Genomic DNA, 16,194 nt, shown 5'->3' on the forward strand with positions numbered 1-16,194 from the left:
GTACTGACTTTGGAAGTCCGGCATAGACAGGCCGGGCTGGAATTGGATGCGGTTCATAGGCATGGGGCACCTCGCACACAACTGGATGAAACACCAGTATGGCGCATCTGAACCAAAATTCAAGTCTGTCTGAGGCAGGTAGCTAATCAGGCATATTTTCTATATAAGCTCAGATAGGCGCCGCGCCTGGGGCGGCAAGGCCACCACGTCGCTGATGTTCACCGGCAGATTGGACTGCATGGACTGCACGCCCGCAATGCCGATGGCGATGGATGCCGCACCCTGTTCGTGCCCTGCGGTGCGGCCCCAGGCGTCCGGGGCTTGCGGTGGGCCGTAGAAGTGGGCGTTCAGAATTTCATCGGCACCGCCATGGGCCGCACGGATCTCCGGCATGGGTACCACATAGCTGCTCTGGAAGTGCGGGAACACGCGTATCCATTCGCCTTCGGCTTCGGCGCCGGGCTTCTCTTCGATCTTCCAGTTCTTGGGGCTGACGGCGCGGTTCATGTGGGTGCCGATGAACTCGTGGTATTCGATGCGGCCACGGTCGCCGTTGAAGGTCACGCGCATGCCTTCGCGCGGGCTGTAGCAAACCAGGGAGTAGGTCAGCACCTGGCCGCTGCGGTAGCGCACGTTCAGCGACATCTGGTCGGGGATGGTGATGCCGTCGCGGAACACGTTCTGGTCGCGCAGATAGCCCGAGTCGGCTTCGCCCGCCAGGTACAGGCCGCGAAAGGATTCGCTCTCGTTCAGGTCCAGGTAGAAAGGATCGTCCTTGGCTTCGGGCACGCCGGTGTAGCGTGCGTAGCGGGTCAGCTTCTCGTCGCCGCGGTTGATGGCGTTTTGCTTGCCGTAGAACACCAGGTCGCCATAGGCAAACACCTGCTGCGGAATCGCGTCCAGCCACCAGTTCACCAGGTCGAAGTGGTGCGTGCTCTTGTGCACCAGCAGGCTGCCGGAGTTTTCGATGTGCGCATGCCAGCGGCGGAAGTAATCGGCGCCGTGGTTGGTGTCCAGCAGGTACTCCAGATTCACCGAGTGGATCTTGCCGACCACGCCGCTGGCAATCAGTTCCTTGACCTTGGTGCGGAACGGTGCCCAGCGGTAGTTGAATGCCACCCGCACCCGGCGCCCGCTGGCTTTGACGGCCTCCAGAATCGCCTGGCACTTGGCGGCATCGGTGGTCATGGGTTTTTCGGTGATCACGTCGCAGCCGGCGAGCAGTGCGCGCACGATGTAGTCGTGGTGGGCCGAGTCCTGGGTGCAGACGAATACTTCGTCCGGCTTTTGCTCCCGCAGCATGGCGTCGAACCGGCCGGCCGTGTAGGCCGGTACCGCGTGGTAGCCGATGTCGCCCTCCAGCAGCTTGTTGTAGTAGGCCATGCGGGCCGGACTGGTGTCGCAAATGGCCACCAGTTCATTCTGCCCGGCATAGGTGGTGACAAGGGGTTCGATAAAACTCAGGGCGCGTCCGCCGGTGCCGACAAACGCATGACGCTTCTTGCTCATGGTGCAAATGGAATGGGTTCTGAAACCACGCGGCTTCAGCGGGGTTGGTAAACCTGGGGCGTCCAGCAGCGGTCGCCTGAGGGACAAATTCGTCTGTAAATCATAGTCTTATTTAACTAAATAGTGAATAGAATCCACAGAAAGGCCTGTCTTGACACCCTGCATGCGCATATTTTTTGTTGCTGCATTTCTTTGCACTGGAGCGCTATGACTAGCACGCAGACCCCCATAGTGGAGCCCCGTTCGCGCGACGCAGACCGCTCGCAGCTGGCCATTCTGGCGGCCGCCCGAGATGAGTTTTCGCGCTATGGTTTTGCCGGTGCGCGCGTAGACCGGATCGCCGAAAACGCCCAACTCAACAAGCGGTTGATCTACTACTACTTCACCAGCAAGGACGAGTTGTTTTTAGCGGTATTGGAGCGCACCTATGCCGATATCCGCGATGCCGAGCGCGAGCTGCATCTGCGTGATCTGGAGCCCGCCAAGGCCATCCGGCGTTTGACTGAATTCACCTGGGAATACTACATCGCTCACCCGGAATTCATCACTTTGCTGAACAGCGAGAACCTGCACCAGGCCCGGCACTTGACGCAGTCCACCCGCATCCGTGAGTTGAATTCACCCTTGGTCCAGGACCTGGGCGATATTCTGGAAAGAGGGCGGGCTGAGGGGGTCTTTCGTGGCGGTATCGATCCGGTGCAACTCTATATTTCGATTGCCAGCCTATCGTACTTTTACCTGTCCAACCATTACACCTTGTCGGCCATTTTTGGACGGGATCTGATGGCCACCAAGGCGCACAGTGAACGGCTGTCCCACATCTGCGATGTGGTCCTAGGGTATGTCCTGAGAGATTGACTCGCCGCAGCCATTTACAGCGGAAATGGGCGATTTCATAATTCACCAGTGAGTTAACTATTCGCGCATTCCCCGTCTTATAGGAGCTAGCGGTTATGGCACTTTTCACCCGTCGTCAATTTGGAGTCTCTGCCGCTGCGGCAACGGCCGCACTTGGTTTGAATCCTTTATTGGCGCAGGCCCAGGCGACCCGCCTGCGCTGCTTCTGGTGGGGTAACCCGGATCGCGACAAGCGCACCAAGTTGTTGCTGGACACCTATAGCAAGAAGAGCGGCACCCAGATCGCGGCTGAGTCCTTGGGCTGGGGTGACTACTGGACCAAGCTGGGTACCCAGACCGCTGGCGGCAATGCGCCCGACCTGATCCAGATGGACTACCGCTATTTGTTCGAGTACGCGCGCCGTGAAACCCTGCTGCCGCTCGACAAGCTGCTGCCCCTGGCCGATTTCAGCCCGCAGGAAAAAGACGGCGGCAAGGTGGACGGCAAGCTGTATGGCGTGAACCTGGGTTCCAACTCCAAGGCCATGGTGTATGACACCGGCATGCTGGAGAAGGTCGGTGTGAAAGCCATCGACATCAACTGGACCTGGGACGACTTCGCCAAGATTAGTGGCGAGATTTCCAAGATCAACCCCGGCAAGTACTGGGGCGCCAGCGACAACAGCCGCTGGGAGCAGGGCTTCGAGCAGTGGCTGAACCAGCGCGGCAAGATGCTTTACACCGCCGAGGGCAAGGCCGCCTTCACCCGCGACGACGTGGCGGCCTGGTTCGACCTGTGGGACAAGCTGCGCAAGGCCGGGGCGATTCCACCGGCCGATGTGGGCGCCACCAACAACGGCAAGGTCGAGGAATACGAGCTGACCCGCGGCCTGGCGGCCATGAGTTTCGTCAACTCCAACCAGGTGGTGGCCTTCCAGGGCATCAACAAGAACAAGCTGGCCATTAGCGTGTTCCCACGCGCCAAGACCGGCTCGTCCGGCCACTACATCAAGCCATCCCAGATGATGAGCGTGTCGGCCCGCTGCAAGGCGCCGGAAGAAGCGGCCAAAGTGATCAACTTCATGGTCAACGACCCCGAGGGCGTGAAGATTCTGGGCATCGAGCGCGGCGTGCCGTGCTCTGCCGCCGCACGTGCCGCACTGGCGCCCGATCTGGACGCCCTGGGCAAGATGCAGCTCGACTATGTGGCCGCCGTCACCAAGGTCGCCGTGCCCTTGCCGCCGCCACCACCCAAAGGCGCGGGCGAGGTGGAGAACCTGCTGCGCCGGGTTGCCGATGCCGTGGCCTTCGGCCGCACCAGCATCAAGGACGGTGCCCAGCAGTTCCACACCGAAGTCGAAGGCATCCTCGCCAGGGCCTGAGGGCCACGGCATGCGACCGCAGGGGCGCTTCACTTCCGCTTTTTTGCTGTCTAGCCTGGAAGGCAAACTACGTGTCAACCCTTGATGAAAAAACCTCCCGTGCGCGGCGAGGGCAGTCGCGTGCCGCCTGGCGCAAGGACTTGGTGGGTTATGCCTTCCTGATGCCCTGGCTGATCGGCTTCGTCTGCTTCTCGCTGGGGCCAGTGCTGGCGTCGCTGTATCTGTCGTTCACCAAGTTCGATCTGCTGCGTCCGGCCCAATGGATAGGCGCGGACAACTATGTGCGCATGTTTACGGCGGACGCCCGGTTCTGGCAGTCGCTCAAGGTCACTTTCAGCTACATGCTGATGGAGGTACCGCTGAAGCTGGCATTCGCGCTGCTGGTGGCGGTGGTGCTGGACAAGGCGATACGCGGCGGCGCCCTGTACCGGGCGCTGTTCTACATCCCTTCGCTGCTGGGCGGCTCGGTGGCGATTGCCGTGCTGTGGCGGCAGCTGTTCGAAGGCAATGGCACGCTGAACCAGATTCTGCTGTGGCTCTTCAACTACAAGGGGCCGAGCTGGATCGCCAACCCGGACACGGCCATCTACACCCTGGTGCTGCTGGCGGTATGGCAGTTTGGTTCGCCGATGATCATCTTCCTGGCCGGCCTGCGGCAGATTCCGCAAGACCTGTACGAAGCCGCCTCCATGGACGGCGCCGGCACCTGGCGCAAGTTCCGCAAGATCACCTTGCCGCTGCTGGCGCCGGTGATCTTCTTCAACATGGTGCTGCAGATCATCGAAGGCTTCAAGGCCTTCACCCCGGCCTATGTGGTGTCGGGCGGCACCGGCGGCCCCATCGACTCCACGCTGTTCTACACGCTGTACCTGTACCAGGAAGCCTTTTCCTACTTCCGCATGGGATATGCCTCGGCGCTGGCCTGGGTGCTGCTGCTGATCATCGGCGCCTTCACCGGCATCAGTTTCCTTACCTCCAAATACTGGGTCTACTATGAAGACGATCCGCGCTAACCAATCCCGGGGGCCGGGCGTGCTGCGCCTGCTGGTCGGGGGCCTGGCCCGCCACGCCGTGCTGATCGGCGCGACTTTTCTGATGCTGTACCCGCTGCTGTGGATGGTGGCCTCGTCGTTCAAGCCCGAGTCCATCATCTTTACCGACCTGTCGATCTGGCCGCACGCGTTTGACTTTGGCAACTATGTGCAGGGCTGGACGGCGCTGCAGGAGAGCTTCACCGTGTTCTTCAAGAACTCGGTGCTGGTGGCGGTGCTGGTGGTGGTAGGCAACACCATATCCTGCTCCATCACCGCCTATGCGTTTGCGCGGCTGGAATTTCGCGGCCGGCGTATCTGGTTCGTGGTGATGCTGGGCACGCTGATGCTGCCCTACCACGTGACCCTGATTCCGCAGTACGTGCTGTTCCTCAAGCTGGGCTGGATCGACACCTTTCTGCCGCTGATCGTGCCCAAGTTTTTGGCCGCTGATGCGTTCTTCATCTTCCTGATGGTGCAGTTCTTCCGCGGCATTCCGCGTGAGCTGGACGAGGCCGCGGTGCTGGATGGCTGCGGCCCCTGGCGCATCTACTGGAAGATCATCATGCCGCTGTCCATGCCGGTATTGGCCACCACCGCCATCTTCTCCTTCCTCTGGACCTGGAACGACTTTCTGGGCCCGCTGGTGTACCTCAACGAGGCCAGCAACTACACCGTGCCACTGGCGTTGCGCTCGTTTGTCGACTCCACCGGCCAATCGGCCTGGGGCCAGCTGTTCGCCATGTCGGTACTGGCCATCCTGCCGATCTTCCTGTTTTTTCTCTGCTTCCAACGTCTGATCATTGAAGGCGTTGCCCAATCTGGAATGAAACGATGACATCTCCTACGATACGCTTTGCCGCCATCGGCCTGAACCACAACCACATCTACGGCCAGACCCGCGCCGTGCTGGACGCCGGGGGCGAGCTGGTCAGCTTCCATGCCGTCGAAGACGACCTGGCCGCCGACTACGCCAAGGCTTTTCCGCAGGCCCGCCGCGTGGCCGACCAGCGCGAAATCCTGGAAGACGCCAGCATCCAGTTGGTGGTCAGCGCCACCATTCCCGATGTGCGTGCCGCCACCGCCATCACTGTCATGCGCCATGGCAAGGATGTGATGGTCGACAAGCCCGGTGTCATCACCTTGGATGAACTGGCCGCGGTGCGCAAGGTGCAGGCCGAGACCGGGCGGATTTTCTCGGTGTGCTTTTCCGAACGTTTCGAAAACCGTGCTACCGAGAAGGCCAGCCAGCTGGTAGCCGCAGGCGCCATCGGCCGCGTGGTGCAGACCATGGGCATGGGCCCGCATGCGCTGCGCAACAACCCGCGCCCTGACTGGTTCTTCGAGCGCAAGCGCTACGGCGGCATTCTGTGCGACATCGCGGCCCACCAGTGCGACCAGTTCCTGCATTTCACCGGTTCGACGCGGGCCGAAGTTGTAGCCTCGCACATCGGCAATTTCGGTAACCCGGAGACCCCCGAGCTGGAAGACTTCGGCGAAGTGCTGCTGCGCGGCAATGGCGGCACCGGCTTCATCCGCGTGGACTGGTTCACGCCCAAAGGCCTGGGTGTCTGGGGCGACGGTCGGCTGACCATTCTGGGCACCGAGGGCTATATCGAGCTGCGCAAATACGTGGACATTGCCGGCCGCCCGGGCGGCGACCACCTGTTCCTGGTCGATGGTAAGGGCACGCAGCACATGGACTGCAAGGCCGAAGTTCTGCCCTATGGCGCGCGGCTGATCCAGGATGTGCTGAACCGTACCGAAACTGCCATGTCCCAAGCCCATTGTTTCTTGGCTACCGAGCTGGCCCTGAAGGCCGAAGCCCTGGCCACCCGTGTAGGAGGAGTTGCGTGATGGTGCAGATACTACAAAAATTACGTGTGGCTGTGGTTGGCCTGGGTGTGGGCAAGGGCCATCTGGAGGCCTATGCCCAGATTCCCGATTTGTACGAAGTGGTGGCGGTGTGCGACCTGGACGCGGCCAAGGCCAGCGCCGCAGCTGCCGAATTCAGCGTGCCTTGGCATACCACCCAGTTCAGCGAGCTGTTGGTCAGCGGCAAGGTGGACATCGTCGACATCTGCACGCCACCCTATACCCACCGCGCCTTGATCGAGCAGGCGCTGGCCGCCGGCCTGCATGTGGTTTGCGAGAAGCCCTTGGTCGGCTCGCTGGCCGAGGCCGATGCGATTGCGGCCGCGCAAAAGGCTGCCAGAGGCATGTTGTTCCCCATCTTCCAGTACCGCTTTGGCCACGGCCTGCAAAAGCTCAAGCATCTGCAGTCCAAGGGCTTTGCGCACACGCCGTTCCTGACCACCATCGAGACATCCTGGCGCCGCGATGCCGACTACTACGAGGTCCAGTGGCGCGGCAAATGGGCGACCGAAATGGGTGGCTGCTGCCTGACCCAGGCTCTGCATGCGCACGACATGCTGTCCTATGTGAACGGCCCGGTGAAAACCGTGTTCGCCCATCTGGCAACCCGCGTGAACCCGATCGAGGTGGAAGACTGCGCCGCCATCTCCATCGGGATGGAAAACGGCTCGGTGGCTACGCTGTCGGTCACCCTGGGCGCGGCCGAAGAGCTGTCGCGCCTGCGCTTCATGTTCTCCGACCTGACGGTGGAAAGCCGCAGCACCGAGCCCTACCGGCCCGGCAAGGACCCCTGGCATTTCCAGGGCAAGACGCCTGCGATCGATGCCGCCATCAGCGCCGCCCTGGCCGACTTCGTGCCGGCGCTGGAGTCCTTCGAAGGCGAGTTCGCGCTGATCCACGCCACCGTGACCGGCGGTGCCCCCACGCCCGTGAGCTTGCATGACGCGCGCCAATCGCTGGAGCTGATCACGGCGATCTACCACTCGGCCGAAACCGGTACGCAGGTGAGCCTGCCCATCTCGCAAGGCCACGCCAAATACAACAGCTGGGCACCCACCAGTGGCAGCTTCAACAAGGCGGCACACCATGGCTGAGCTGTCACTGCGGGGCATCATCAAACGCTACGGCAACGTGGAGATCATCCACGGTGTCGACCTGAACATCCGCGATGGCGAGTTCGTGGTCTTCGTCGGCCCCTCGGGCTGCGGCAAGTCCACCTTGCTGCGCATGATCGCCGGGCTGGAAGAAATCTCCGATGGCGAGTTCTGCATCGACGGCGACCGCGTCAACGAGGTGCCGGCGGCCCAGCGCAAGATTGCCATGGTGTTCCAGTCGTATGCGCTGTACCCGCATATGAGCGTCTACGACAACCTGGCTTTTGGCTTGCAAACTGCGGGTGAGAAAAAGGACGTGATCGACCGGCGCGTGCAGCACGCTGCCAAGATGCTGAAGATAGACAGCTATCTGCAGCGCAAGCCCAAGGCCTTGTCCGGTGGCCAGCGCCAGCGGGTGGCGATAGGCCGGGCCATCGTGCGCGAACCCAAGCTGTTTCTGTTCGATGAACCCCTGTCCAACCTGGACGCCGAGTTGCGCGTGCAGATGCGCGTCGAGCTGTCCAAGCTGCATGCCGAGCTGCGCACCACCATGGTCTACGTCACCCATGACCAGGTGGAGGCCATGACCATGGCCGACCGCATCGTGGTGCTGCACGACGGCATCATCGAGCAGGCCGGCTCCCCGCTGGAGCTGTACAACCATCCGGTGAACCGTTTCGTGGCCGGCTTCATCGGCAGCCCGAAGATGAACTTTCTGGAGGGCACGGTGGCTGCGCGCAACGCCAACGGATTGGATGTGCGTCTGCAAGGCGGTGAGACCGTGCACCTGCCCGTGCTGGCCGCGCAGATTGCCGTTGGCGCGCCGGTCTGCGTGGGCATACGCCCCGAGCATGTGGAGCTGGCAGAGCAGGGCGGCCAGAGCACGAGCCTGGCCATGCAGGTGGTGCTGACTGAACAGTTGGGCGGCAACACCGTGCTGTACGGCACCCTGGGCGCCCAGCAGTCGCTGGTGGTGCAGGTGGTGGGCCAAAGCCATTACAAGCGTGGCGACACCGTGCAGGTGCATCTGCCGCCCGCGCGCTGCCACGGCTTTGCGGAAGACGGTGTGACGCTGGCCCAGCGCTAGCCCATCTATTTACCTCCTTGCCCATTGGAAGCAATAGCCATGACGACACACACCCTCGGTCTCATCATGCACGGCGTCACCGGACGCATGGGCATGAACCAGCATCTGATCCGCTCCATCGTCGCCATCCGCAAGCAGGGCGGCGTGACCCTGAGCAACGGCGACAAGGTCATGCCCGACCCCATCCTGATCGGCCGCAACGCCGAGAAGATGCAGGCCCTGGCCCAGGCCCACGGCATCGCCCGCTGGGGCACGGATCTGGACGCGGCCTTGGCGAACCCGGCCGATACCGTGTTCTTCGACGCCGGCACCACCCAGATGCGCCCAACCCTGCTGGCCAAGGCGATCCGCGCGGGCAAGCATGTGTACTGTGAAAAGCCGATTGCCACCAATTTGAACGAGGCGGTGGAGATCGCCCGCCTGGCCGAGGCCTCCGGCCTGAAGCACGGTGCGGTGCAAGACAAATTGTTTTTGCCCGGCTTGCGCAAGCTCGACATGCTGCGCCGCGCCGGCTTCTTCGGCCGCATGCTGTCGGTGCGCCTGGAGTTTGGCTACTGGGTGTTCGAGGGCGATCTGCAGCCCATCCAGCGCCCGAGCTGGAACTACCGTGCCGAGGACGGCGGCGGCATGATCCTGGACATGATGTGCCACTGGCGCTACGTGCTGGACAATCTGTTCGGCGAGGTCAAGTCCGTGTCGTGCATAGGCTCCACGCACATCCCCGAGCGCTGGGACGAGGCCGGCAAGCCCTATAAGGCCACGGCCGACGACGCCGCCTACGCCACGGCCGAGCTCATCGGCCACAACGGCGAGCCGGTGATTGCCCAGCTCAATATGTCGTGGGCCACGCGGGTGCGCCGCGACGACCTGGTCACCTTCCATGTAGACGGCACGCACGGCTCGGCCGTCGCCGGCCTGACCGACTGCCGTGCGCAAAGCCGCGTGACCACACCGCGCCCGGTGTGGAACCCGGACCAGAAGCAGACCATGGACTTCTTCGACCAGTGGCAGGAAGTGCCGGACTCACAGGTTTTTGATAACGGCTTCAAGATCCAGTGGGAGCACTTCATCCGCCACGTGGTGGAAAACGAGCCCTACCGCTGGACCCTGCCCGAAGGCGCCAAGGGCGTGCAACTGGTCGAAGTGGCCCTGCAGTCCTGGAAGGAACGGCGCTGGGTGGATGTGCCCGCACTACACATTTGATAGCTCCTGGCGCAGGTACTACCTGCGCTAGAGCCCGATTTTCTTTAAAAGTGGTGAGATGACCATGGCCCATACCCTTTTGTTACCCACCGCCGGGGCGCTGCAACCCTATACCTTGCGCGGCACGGCGCCGCTGGCGTCCAGCACCCGCGTGCCGTTCAACCGCATCGCCTATTCCGCCGCCCATGTGGTGGCCGACCCGCGCGCCGCCATCGACTCCTGGCTGCAGTGCGCGGTGGACTGGGACGCCACCATCGCCTACCGCCAGCGCCTGTGGTCGCTGGGTCTGGGCGTGGCCGAGGCCATGGACACGGCGCAGCGTGGCATGGGCCTGGACTGGCCGACCTCGCTGGAGCTGATCCGCCGCTCGCTGGATGCTGCGCGCGACGTGCCCGGCGCGCTGGTGGCATCCGGCTGCGGCACCGACCACTTGGTGCTGGAGGATGTGCGCACGGTGGACCAGGTGACCGCTGCTTACGAAGAGCAGATGGAAGCCATCGAGAAATTCGGCGGCAGGCTGATCGTCATGGCCAGCCGCGCGCTGGCACGGGTGGCGCGCAGTCCGGCCGACTATGAGTGCGTCTACGACCGCATCCTGCGCCAGGCCCGCCATCCGGTGGTGCTGCACTGGCTGGGCGATATGTTCGACCCGGCGCTCAAAGGCTACTGGGGTTCACTAAATCTAGATGTGGCCATGGACACCGCTCTGGCTGTGATCGCCGCGCACCCGGATAAGGTGGATGGCATCAAGATTTCGCTGCTGGATAAGGATAAGGAAATCGCCATGCGGCGGCGTCTACCCGCGGGTGTGCGCATGTACACCGGCGACGACTTCAACTACGCCGAGCTGATCGCTGGTGACGGCTACGGCAAGCAGGTGACGCATGGCCAGAGCGATGCGCTGCTGGGCATCTTCGACGCCATCGCGCCCGCAGCCAGCGCCGCGCTCAGCGCCCTGGCGCAGGGCGATAGCGCGCAGTTCCACGCCATCCTGGGCCCGACGGTGCCGCTGTCGCGCCACATCTTTGCCGCGCCCACGCGCTACTACAAGACCGGCGTAGTTTTCATGGCCTGGCTGAACGGCCACCAGAGCCACTTCACCATGGTCGGCGGCCAGCAGAGCACGCGTTCGCTGGCGCACTTCGCCGAGCTGTTCCGCCTGGCCGATACGGCCAACTTGCTGGAGCAACCGGACCTGGCGGTGCACCGCATGCGCACACTACTGGCGTTGCACGGAGTGGAATAACAACATGCGTGATTTCTCTGAAAACCACCGCTGGTTGTCCATCAACACCGCCACCGTGCGCAAGCAGTGGAAGCTGGACCGCATCATCGAAGAGTGCGCGCAGCGCGACATCCGCGCCATCAGTCCCTGGCGAGACCAGGTGGCAGCTGTCGGGTTGGACAAGATCGCCCGGCAGCTGCGTGATACCGGCATAGAGCTTTCCGGCTATTGCCGTGGAGGCTTCTTCCCGGCGGTTGACGCTGCTGGCCATCAAGCTGCGCTACTCGACAACTGCCAAGCCATAGACGAGGCCAAGACCCTGGGTGCACCCTGCGTGGTGCTGGTGGTCGGCAGCCTGCCCGGCGCGCTGATCGGCAAGCCAGCCTATACCGACATCGCCCGCGCTCGCACTGAAGTCTTTGATGGCATTGCCGCCGCGTTGGAGTACGCGCGTCAGGTCGGCATGCCCTTGGCCATCGAGCCGCTGCACCCTATGCAGGCGGCGGAGCGCGCCTGCGTCAACACGCTGGAGCATGCGCTGGATATCTGCGACGCACTGGACCCGCAGCAGACCGGTGCACTCGGCGTGGCGCTGGACATCTACCACGTGTGGTGGGATCCGAAGTTGCAGCAGCAGATTGCCCGCGCCGGCGCGGTTCGGCTGCTGGCCTACCATGTGTGCGACTGGCTGCTGCCCACCCGCGATTTGCTGAATGACCGTGGCATGATGGGTGACGGCGTTGTGGAACTGAAGAAGATCCGTGGCTGGGTGGAAGCGGCAGGCTACCAGGGCTATAGCGAGGTCGAGATATTCTCGGAGCTCGACTGGTGGCAGCGCCCCGGCGAAGAGGTGCTGAATACCTGCGTCAGCCGCCACCGTAGCGCTGTGTAGGCAAATATCCCGTTCACATCCAGTAGCCATTTTTCTGGCGTATAACCAAGACGCACTGTCAACGAACAGTCACTTATTACGTTGTTGAACTACTACTGAAAAACGGATGGATACCATGGCACACACCTTCTTTTCCCTGCGCGCACCTGTGATTGCTTGCACCATTGCCGCCCTGGCTTTGGGCGGCTGCGCAAACATGAGCGAAACCCAAAAAGGGACTGGTATTGGCGCAGGTATTGGCGCAGTCGCCGGTGCCTTGATCGGCGGCAATAAAACCGGCGCGGCCGTGGGCGGCGCGGTCGGCGCGCTCGGCGGCTATGTCTGGTCCAAGCACATGCAGGACAAGAAGGCCGCGATGGAGCAGGCCACCGCCGGCACCGGCGTGGCGGTGACGCAAACCGCGGACAACCAGCTCAAGCTGAATATCCCCAGCGACATCTCTTTTGACACCGGCCGCGCCGATATCAAGCCGAATCTGCGCCCCATCCTCGACCAGTTTGCCAGTGGCCTGCAGAACCAGCCTAACACCGAGGTGCGCATCATTGGCCACACCGACAACACCGGCTCCGACGCCATCAACAACCCGCTGTCCTTGCGCCGCGCCGAAAGCGCGCGCGACTACCTGAGCGCACGCGGTGTGGATTCGCGCCGTGTGGCGGTGGCCGGCCGTGGTGAGTACGAGCCCATTGCCGACAACAGCAGCGATGCCGGCCGGGCCCGCAACCGCCGCGTCGAGATCTACCTGGCCGAACGCGCGCAGCAGTAAATCTCACCCATAAAAAAGGCCCGTGGAACCAATGGTTCCACGGGCCTTTTGACGTCTGCTGTCTTAGTCCGACTTGGTGACCAAGTCAAAGTGCTCCACCACCGGTGGGCTGGCAAAGAACGGCCCGACGATGGCACGCCATTCGGCGAAGGCCGGGCTTTCGCGGAAGCCGACGTTGTGGGCTTCTACCGAGGTCCAGAAGATCTGCAGCACATAGCGCTCGGGGCTCTCGATGCCCTTGTTCACCTTGTAGCCCTTGCAGCCAGCGTTCTTGCTGATGACGGTTTGCAGGCCACGTGTGATGGCCTCATCGAAGGCGGCCTGCTCGCCGGGGCGGATACGGATATCGGCAATTTCTAAAATCATGTTGGTCACTTTGTAAATTTACAAGACTTCGCTGGCGAAGTCGGCCAGGCGCGAACGCTCGCCGCGCGCCAGCATGATGTGGCCGCTGTGCGGCCAGCCTTTGAACTTGTCCACCGCGAACGTCAGGCCGGATGAGCCTTCGGTCAGGTACGGCGTGTCGATCTGCTGCAGGTTGCCCATGCAGATGATCTTGGTGCCGGGGCCTGCGCGGGTGATCAGCGTTTTCATCTGCTTGGGCGTCAGGTTCTGTGCCTCGTCGATGATCACGTACTTGTTCAGGAAGGTGCGGCCGCGCATGAAGTTCATGCTCTTGATCTTGATGCGCGAACGGATCAGCTCGTTGGTTGCCGAGCGGCCCCATTCGCCTGCGCTGGTCTCGGTTTTGGCCAGCACTTCCAGGTTGTCGTCCAGTGCGCCCATCCACGGGCCCATTTTTTCTTCTTCGGTGCCGGGCAGGAAGCCGATGTCTTCACCCACGCTGACCGTGGCCCGCGTCATGATGATCTCGGTGTAGCGGCGTTCGTCCAGCACCTGGGTCAGGCCGGCGGCCAAGGCCATCAAGGTCTTGCCGGTGCCGGCGTTGCCAGTCAGGGTGACGAAGTCGACTTCGGGGTCGAGCAGCAGGTTCATTGCGAAATTTTGTTCGCGGTTGCGGGTGGTCACACCCCACACGGCGTGTTTGAGGTGGTTGTAGTCTTTCAACGTCTTCAACACCGCGGTTTTGGCGCGGATTTCGGTCACGCGCGCATACAGGCTGGGCTCGCCCGGGGCTTCGAAGTAGACGAATTGGTTGACCATCATCTCGGGCACGATGGGGCCGGAAATGCGGTAGAAAGTGTGCAGGCCTTGCTGCCAGCTTTCCACGGTTTTGCCATGCTTACTCCAGAAATCGGCCGGCAGGGCCAGTGCGCCGGAGTAGAGGAACTCGCCGTCTTCCAGCGCCTTGTCGTTCTGGTAATCCTCGGCGGCCAGGCCCAGTGCGCGGGCCTTGACGCGCATATTGATGTCCTTGGACACCAGCACGACTTCGCGGCCGGGATGCAGCGGGCGCAGCGCCTCGACCACGCCCAGGATCTGGTTGTCGGCCTTGCCCTGGGGCAGGCTGGACGGCAGTGTGTAGTCCAGCGTCTGGGTCTGGAAGAACAGCTTACCGCCGGCTTCGGGGTGGCCGGTGGCATCCAGCTTCAGTCCGATGCCGATGTCGCCACCATTGCTGCCGGCCAGGGCGTCCAGCGAGCGGCTGGTCTGGCGTGCGTTGCGGGCGACTTCGGTCATACCCTTTTTGTTGCTGTCCAGCTCTTCCAGCACGATCATGGGCAGGAAGATGTCGTGCTCTTCGAAGCGGAACAGGCACATCGGATCGTGCATCAGCACATTCGTGTCCAGTACGAACAGCTTGGCCGGCCCCGTGCTCTTGGGGGGCTTGCGCTTGGCAGCGGGTTCTTGCAGCAGGGCCACGCCACGGTTGCGTGCGGGGGCTGCGCGGTCTGCCGCTGGTGCGGGTCTGCTGGGTTCGGCCGCGGGGCTGGATTTGTCGCGCTGGGTGGGCAGGCGCTGCTCCACCGGTTCCACCGCCACATTGCGGGCTTGGGGTTTTTCGTCTACGGGGCCGGCATTGGCGCTGGCTTTAGGTGCCCGGCTGGTCCCCGATTTTTTGACGGGCTTGGCGACCACGTCATAGGCTTCACGGGCCAGGGTGGCGGCGCGCTTGGTGGGGGCGGGTGGCAATGGCATAGGGCGTGGGGCTCGCTAAAAAGAAGGATCAAAAAGCGAAAAAGCCGCCAGGAGGCCCGGGCGGCTTTTGAGGGGGAAGCGCGTTCGAATTCACCAAAAACATGAATTCATTATGCATGAGCTGCGTGGCATTTTGGTGCCGTGCAGCAATGACGGCTTTAAACGGCTTTTTTCAGGTCCTTGACGGCTTGCAGCACGTCGTCCACATGGCCGGGTACTTTCAGGCCGCGCCATTCGTTTTTCAGTACGCCGTCGGCGCCGATCAGAAAGGTGCTGCGCTCGATGCCCTTGACCTTTTTGCCGTACATGATCTTGTTCTTGACCACGCCAAACATATGGCACATTTTTTCTTCGGTGTCGGCGATCAGTTCAAACGGCAGTTCGAGTTTGGTCTTGAACTCGTCGTGCGACTTCATGTTGTCGCGCGACACACCGAACACCGTGGCGCCGGCCTTTACAAATTCTTTATGCTTGTCGCGGAACTGCATGGCCTCCGTGGTGCACCCAGGGGTGTTATCTTTGGGATAAAAATACAGGACGACAACTTTACCGAGATGGGTGGTGTTGGAGACCTTTACGCCACCCGTGGCGTTGGCTTCGAATTCGGGGATAGGTTTATTGACAACGATCGCCATAGTGCTTGGGGTCTCTTGTGACGGGATGTGGTCGTTGAAAGCTGAAAGTGGCTTGGAAAGATGCGATCACATGCTTGACCAAGATACCGCGGCTGACCAATCTGCTGTGAAGGTTATTACGCAGCTGCAACCTTCGATTTTACCCTGAAAACCCTGAGGCTCACGGCGCAGGCTCAAGTATCAGGGCTGCCACGACGTGGCGACCTTCCTGGGCCAGGATGTTGTAGGTGCGGCAGGCGGCTTGTGTATCCATGGTCTCCAGGCCTATGCGCCGGGCCATCAGTTCCTTCATCCAGACCGGTTTGGGAAAGCGGATACGGCTGCCGCTACCAAAGATCACCAGCTCGGGCTGCAGCGCGGCGAGTTGTGCGAAGTGCTCCTCCGTCAGGTCCTCAAAGCGTGCGCAATTCCATACCAGGCGCTCACCGTGCGAGCCCAGCACCACGCTGTGCTCCACTTTGTCGGTGTTGATGCCCACCCAACCGGGTCCGTAGCCGGTGATGGATTGGACGTCGAATTTATCGGGTTGGATCTTCATGGGGCGGCGTGCCTGGGTTG

16 protein-coding genes are annotated in these 16,194 nt (G+C 62.2%); 11 read left to right on the top strand and 5 right to left on the bottom strand.

Going from position 1 to position 16,194, the window contains the following annotated elements:
* Positions 1-159: 159 nt before the first annotated feature.
* Positions 160-1,509 (bottom strand): Gfo/Idh/MocA family oxidoreductase, encoded by a 1,350-nt coding sequence (locus AC07VY_RS00005; protein ID WP_495096096.1) that lies wholly within the window; start codon positions 1,507-1,509, stop codon positions 160-162.
* A gap of 207 nt (positions 1,510-1,716) precedes the next feature.
* Between AC07VY_RS00005 and AC07VY_RS00010 the strand changes: the two genes are divergently transcribed.
* The 11 genes from AC07VY_RS00010 to AC07VY_RS00060 all read left to right on the top strand — a co-directional run bounded on the left by AC07VY_RS00010 (position 1,717) and on the right by AC07VY_RS00060 (position 12,901).
* Positions 1,717-2,367, top strand: coding sequence for a TetR/AcrR family transcriptional regulator (locus AC07VY_RS00010; protein WP_495096095.1), 651 nt, complete (start codon positions 1,717-1,719; stop codon positions 2,365-2,367).
* A gap of 95 nt (positions 2,368-2,462) precedes the next feature.
* Complete coding sequence (locus tag AC07VY_RS00015; protein ID WP_495096094.1) at positions 2,463-3,728, top strand: ABC transporter substrate-binding protein; 1,266 nt, start codon at positions 2,463-2,465, stop codon at positions 3,726-3,728.
* Between the two features lie 71 nt (positions 3,729-3,799).
* Entirely contained in the window at positions 3,800-4,741 is a 942-nt protein-coding gene (locus tag AC07VY_RS00020; protein WP_495096093.1) for a carbohydrate ABC transporter permease, read from the top strand.
* Entirely contained in the window at positions 4,722-5,597 is an 876-nt protein-coding gene (locus AC07VY_RS00025; protein ID WP_495096092.1) for a carbohydrate ABC transporter permease, read from the top strand. The genes AC07VY_RS00020 and AC07VY_RS00025 overlap by 20 nt, the downstream gene beginning before the upstream one ends.
* The gene (locus AC07VY_RS00030) at positions 5,594-6,616 is read left to right on the top strand and encodes a Gfo/Idh/MocA family protein (protein ID WP_495096091.1); all 1,023 of its coding nucleotides are present in this window, start codon (positions 5,594-5,596) and stop codon (positions 6,614-6,616) included. The genes AC07VY_RS00025 and AC07VY_RS00030 overlap by 4 nt, the downstream gene beginning before the upstream one ends.
* Positions 6,616-7,728, top strand: a complete 1,113-nt coding sequence (locus tag AC07VY_RS00035) for a Gfo/Idh/MocA family protein (protein WP_495096090.1) — start codon at positions 6,616-6,618, stop codon at positions 7,726-7,728. The genes AC07VY_RS00030 and AC07VY_RS00035 overlap by 1 nt, the downstream gene beginning before the upstream one ends.
* Positions 7,721-8,815: an ABC transporter ATP-binding protein gene (locus AC07VY_RS00040; RefSeq protein WP_495096089.1), complete on the top strand. Its 1,095-nt coding sequence runs from the start codon at positions 7,721-7,723 to the stop codon at positions 8,813-8,815. The genes AC07VY_RS00035 and AC07VY_RS00040 overlap by 8 nt, the downstream gene beginning before the upstream one ends.
* Before the next feature lie 39 nt (positions 8,816-8,854).
* On the top strand, positions 8,855-10,018 hold the full coding sequence (locus AC07VY_RS00045; protein ID WP_495096088.1) for a Gfo/Idh/MocA family protein: 1,164 nt from the start codon (positions 8,855-8,857) through the stop codon (positions 10,016-10,018).
* 64 nt (positions 10,019-10,082) lie between these two features.
* The gene (locus AC07VY_RS00050) at positions 10,083-11,264 is read left to right on the top strand and encodes a dihydrodipicolinate synthase family protein (protein ID WP_495096087.1); all 1,182 of its coding nucleotides are present in this window, start codon (positions 10,083-10,085) and stop codon (positions 11,262-11,264) included.
* Between the two features lie 4 nt (positions 11,265-11,268).
* Complete coding sequence (locus tag AC07VY_RS00055; protein ID WP_495096086.1) at positions 11,269-12,135, top strand: sugar phosphate isomerase/epimerase family protein; 867 nt, start codon at positions 11,269-11,271, stop codon at positions 12,133-12,135.
* A 106-nt stretch (positions 12,136-12,241) separates the two neighbouring features.
* Positions 12,242-12,901 (top strand): YiaD family glycine zipper/OmpA-like lipoprotein, encoded by a 660-nt coding sequence (locus tag AC07VY_RS00060; RefSeq protein WP_495096085.1) that lies wholly within the window; start codon positions 12,242-12,244, stop codon positions 12,899-12,901.
* Positions 12,902-12,964: 63 nt separating this feature from the next.
* Here the strand turns inward: AC07VY_RS00060 and AC07VY_RS00065 are convergent, their stop codons facing one another.
* The 4 genes from AC07VY_RS00065 to AC07VY_RS00080 all read right to left on the bottom strand — a co-directional run bounded on the left by AC07VY_RS00065 (position 12,965) and on the right by AC07VY_RS00080 (position 16,174).
* Positions 12,965-13,267 (bottom strand): antibiotic biosynthesis monooxygenase family protein, encoded by a 303-nt coding sequence (locus AC07VY_RS00065; RefSeq protein WP_315234512.1) that lies wholly within the window; start codon positions 13,265-13,267, stop codon positions 12,965-12,967.
* Between the two features lie 18 nt (positions 13,268-13,285).
* The gene (locus AC07VY_RS00070) at positions 13,286-15,001 is read right to left on the bottom strand and encodes a PhoH family protein (protein ID WP_495096084.1); all 1,716 of its coding nucleotides are present in this window, start codon (positions 14,999-15,001) and stop codon (positions 13,286-13,288) included.
* A 158-nt stretch (positions 15,002-15,159) separates the two neighbouring features.
* Entirely contained in the window at positions 15,160-15,636 is a 477-nt protein-coding gene (locus AC07VY_RS00075) for a peroxiredoxin (RefSeq protein ID WP_490592504.1), read from the bottom strand.
* A gap of 160 nt (positions 15,637-15,796) precedes the next feature.
* The gene (locus AC07VY_RS00080) at positions 15,797-16,174 is read right to left on the bottom strand and encodes an Mth938-like domain-containing protein (protein WP_495075452.1); all 378 of its coding nucleotides are present in this window, start codon (positions 16,172-16,174) and stop codon (positions 15,797-15,799) included.
* Positions 16,175-16,194 lie beyond the last annotated feature (20 nt).

The sequence above is a fragment of the Rhodoferax sp. GW821-FHT02C08 genome, from assembly GCF_059421805.1.

Excerpts from the sequence above, each read along its gene's own strand:
- AC07VY_RS00045 (WP_495096088.1), top strand. The coding sequence starts at position 8,855 with ATGACGACACACACCCTCGGTCTCATCATGCACGGCGTCACCGGACGC.
- AC07VY_RS00005 (WP_495096096.1), bottom strand. The coding sequence starts at position 1,509 with ATGAGCAAGAAGCGTCATGCGTTTGTCGGCACCGGCGGACGCGCCCTG.
- AC07VY_RS00070 (WP_495096084.1), bottom strand. The coding sequence starts at position 15,001 with ATGCCATTGCCACCCGCCCCCACCAAGCGCGCCGCCACCCTGGCCCGT.
- AC07VY_RS00015 (WP_495096094.1), top strand. The coding sequence starts at position 2,463 with ATGGCACTTTTCACCCGTCGTCAATTTGGAGTCTCTGCCGCTGCGGCA.
- AC07VY_RS00065 (WP_315234512.1), bottom strand. The coding sequence starts at position 13,267 with ATGATTTTAGAAATTGCCGATATCCGTATCCGCCCCGGCGAGCAGGCC.
- AC07VY_RS00050 (WP_495096087.1), top strand. The coding sequence starts at position 10,083 with ATGGCCCATACCCTTTTGTTACCCACCGCCGGGGCGCTGCAACCCTAT.
- AC07VY_RS00080 (WP_495075452.1), bottom strand. The coding sequence starts at position 16,174 with ATGAAGATCCAACCCGATAAATTCGACGTCCAATCCATCACCGGCTAC.
- AC07VY_RS00010 (WP_495096095.1), top strand. The coding sequence starts at position 1,717 with ATGACTAGCACGCAGACCCCCATAGTGGAGCCCCGTTCGCGCGACGCA.
- AC07VY_RS00055 (WP_495096086.1), top strand. The coding sequence starts at position 11,269 with ATGCGTGATTTCTCTGAAAACCACCGCTGGTTGTCCATCAACACCGCC.
- AC07VY_RS00030 (WP_495096091.1), top strand. The coding sequence starts at position 5,594 with ATGACATCTCCTACGATACGCTTTGCCGCCATCGGCCTGAACCACAAC.
- AC07VY_RS00040 (WP_495096089.1), top strand. The coding sequence starts at position 7,721 with ATGGCTGAGCTGTCACTGCGGGGCATCATCAAACGCTACGGCAACGTG.
- AC07VY_RS00075 (WP_490592504.1), bottom strand. The coding sequence starts at position 15,636 with ATGGCGATCGTTGTCAATAAACCTATCCCCGAATTCGAAGCCAACGCC.
- AC07VY_RS00060 (WP_495096085.1), top strand. The coding sequence starts at position 12,242 with ATGGATACCATGGCACACACCTTCTTTTCCCTGCGCGCACCTGTGATT.
- AC07VY_RS00025 (WP_495096092.1), top strand. The coding sequence starts at position 4,722 with ATGAAGACGATCCGCGCTAACCAATCCCGGGGGCCGGGCGTGCTGCGC.
- AC07VY_RS00035 (WP_495096090.1), top strand. The coding sequence starts at position 6,616 with ATGGTGCAGATACTACAAAAATTACGTGTGGCTGTGGTTGGCCTGGGT.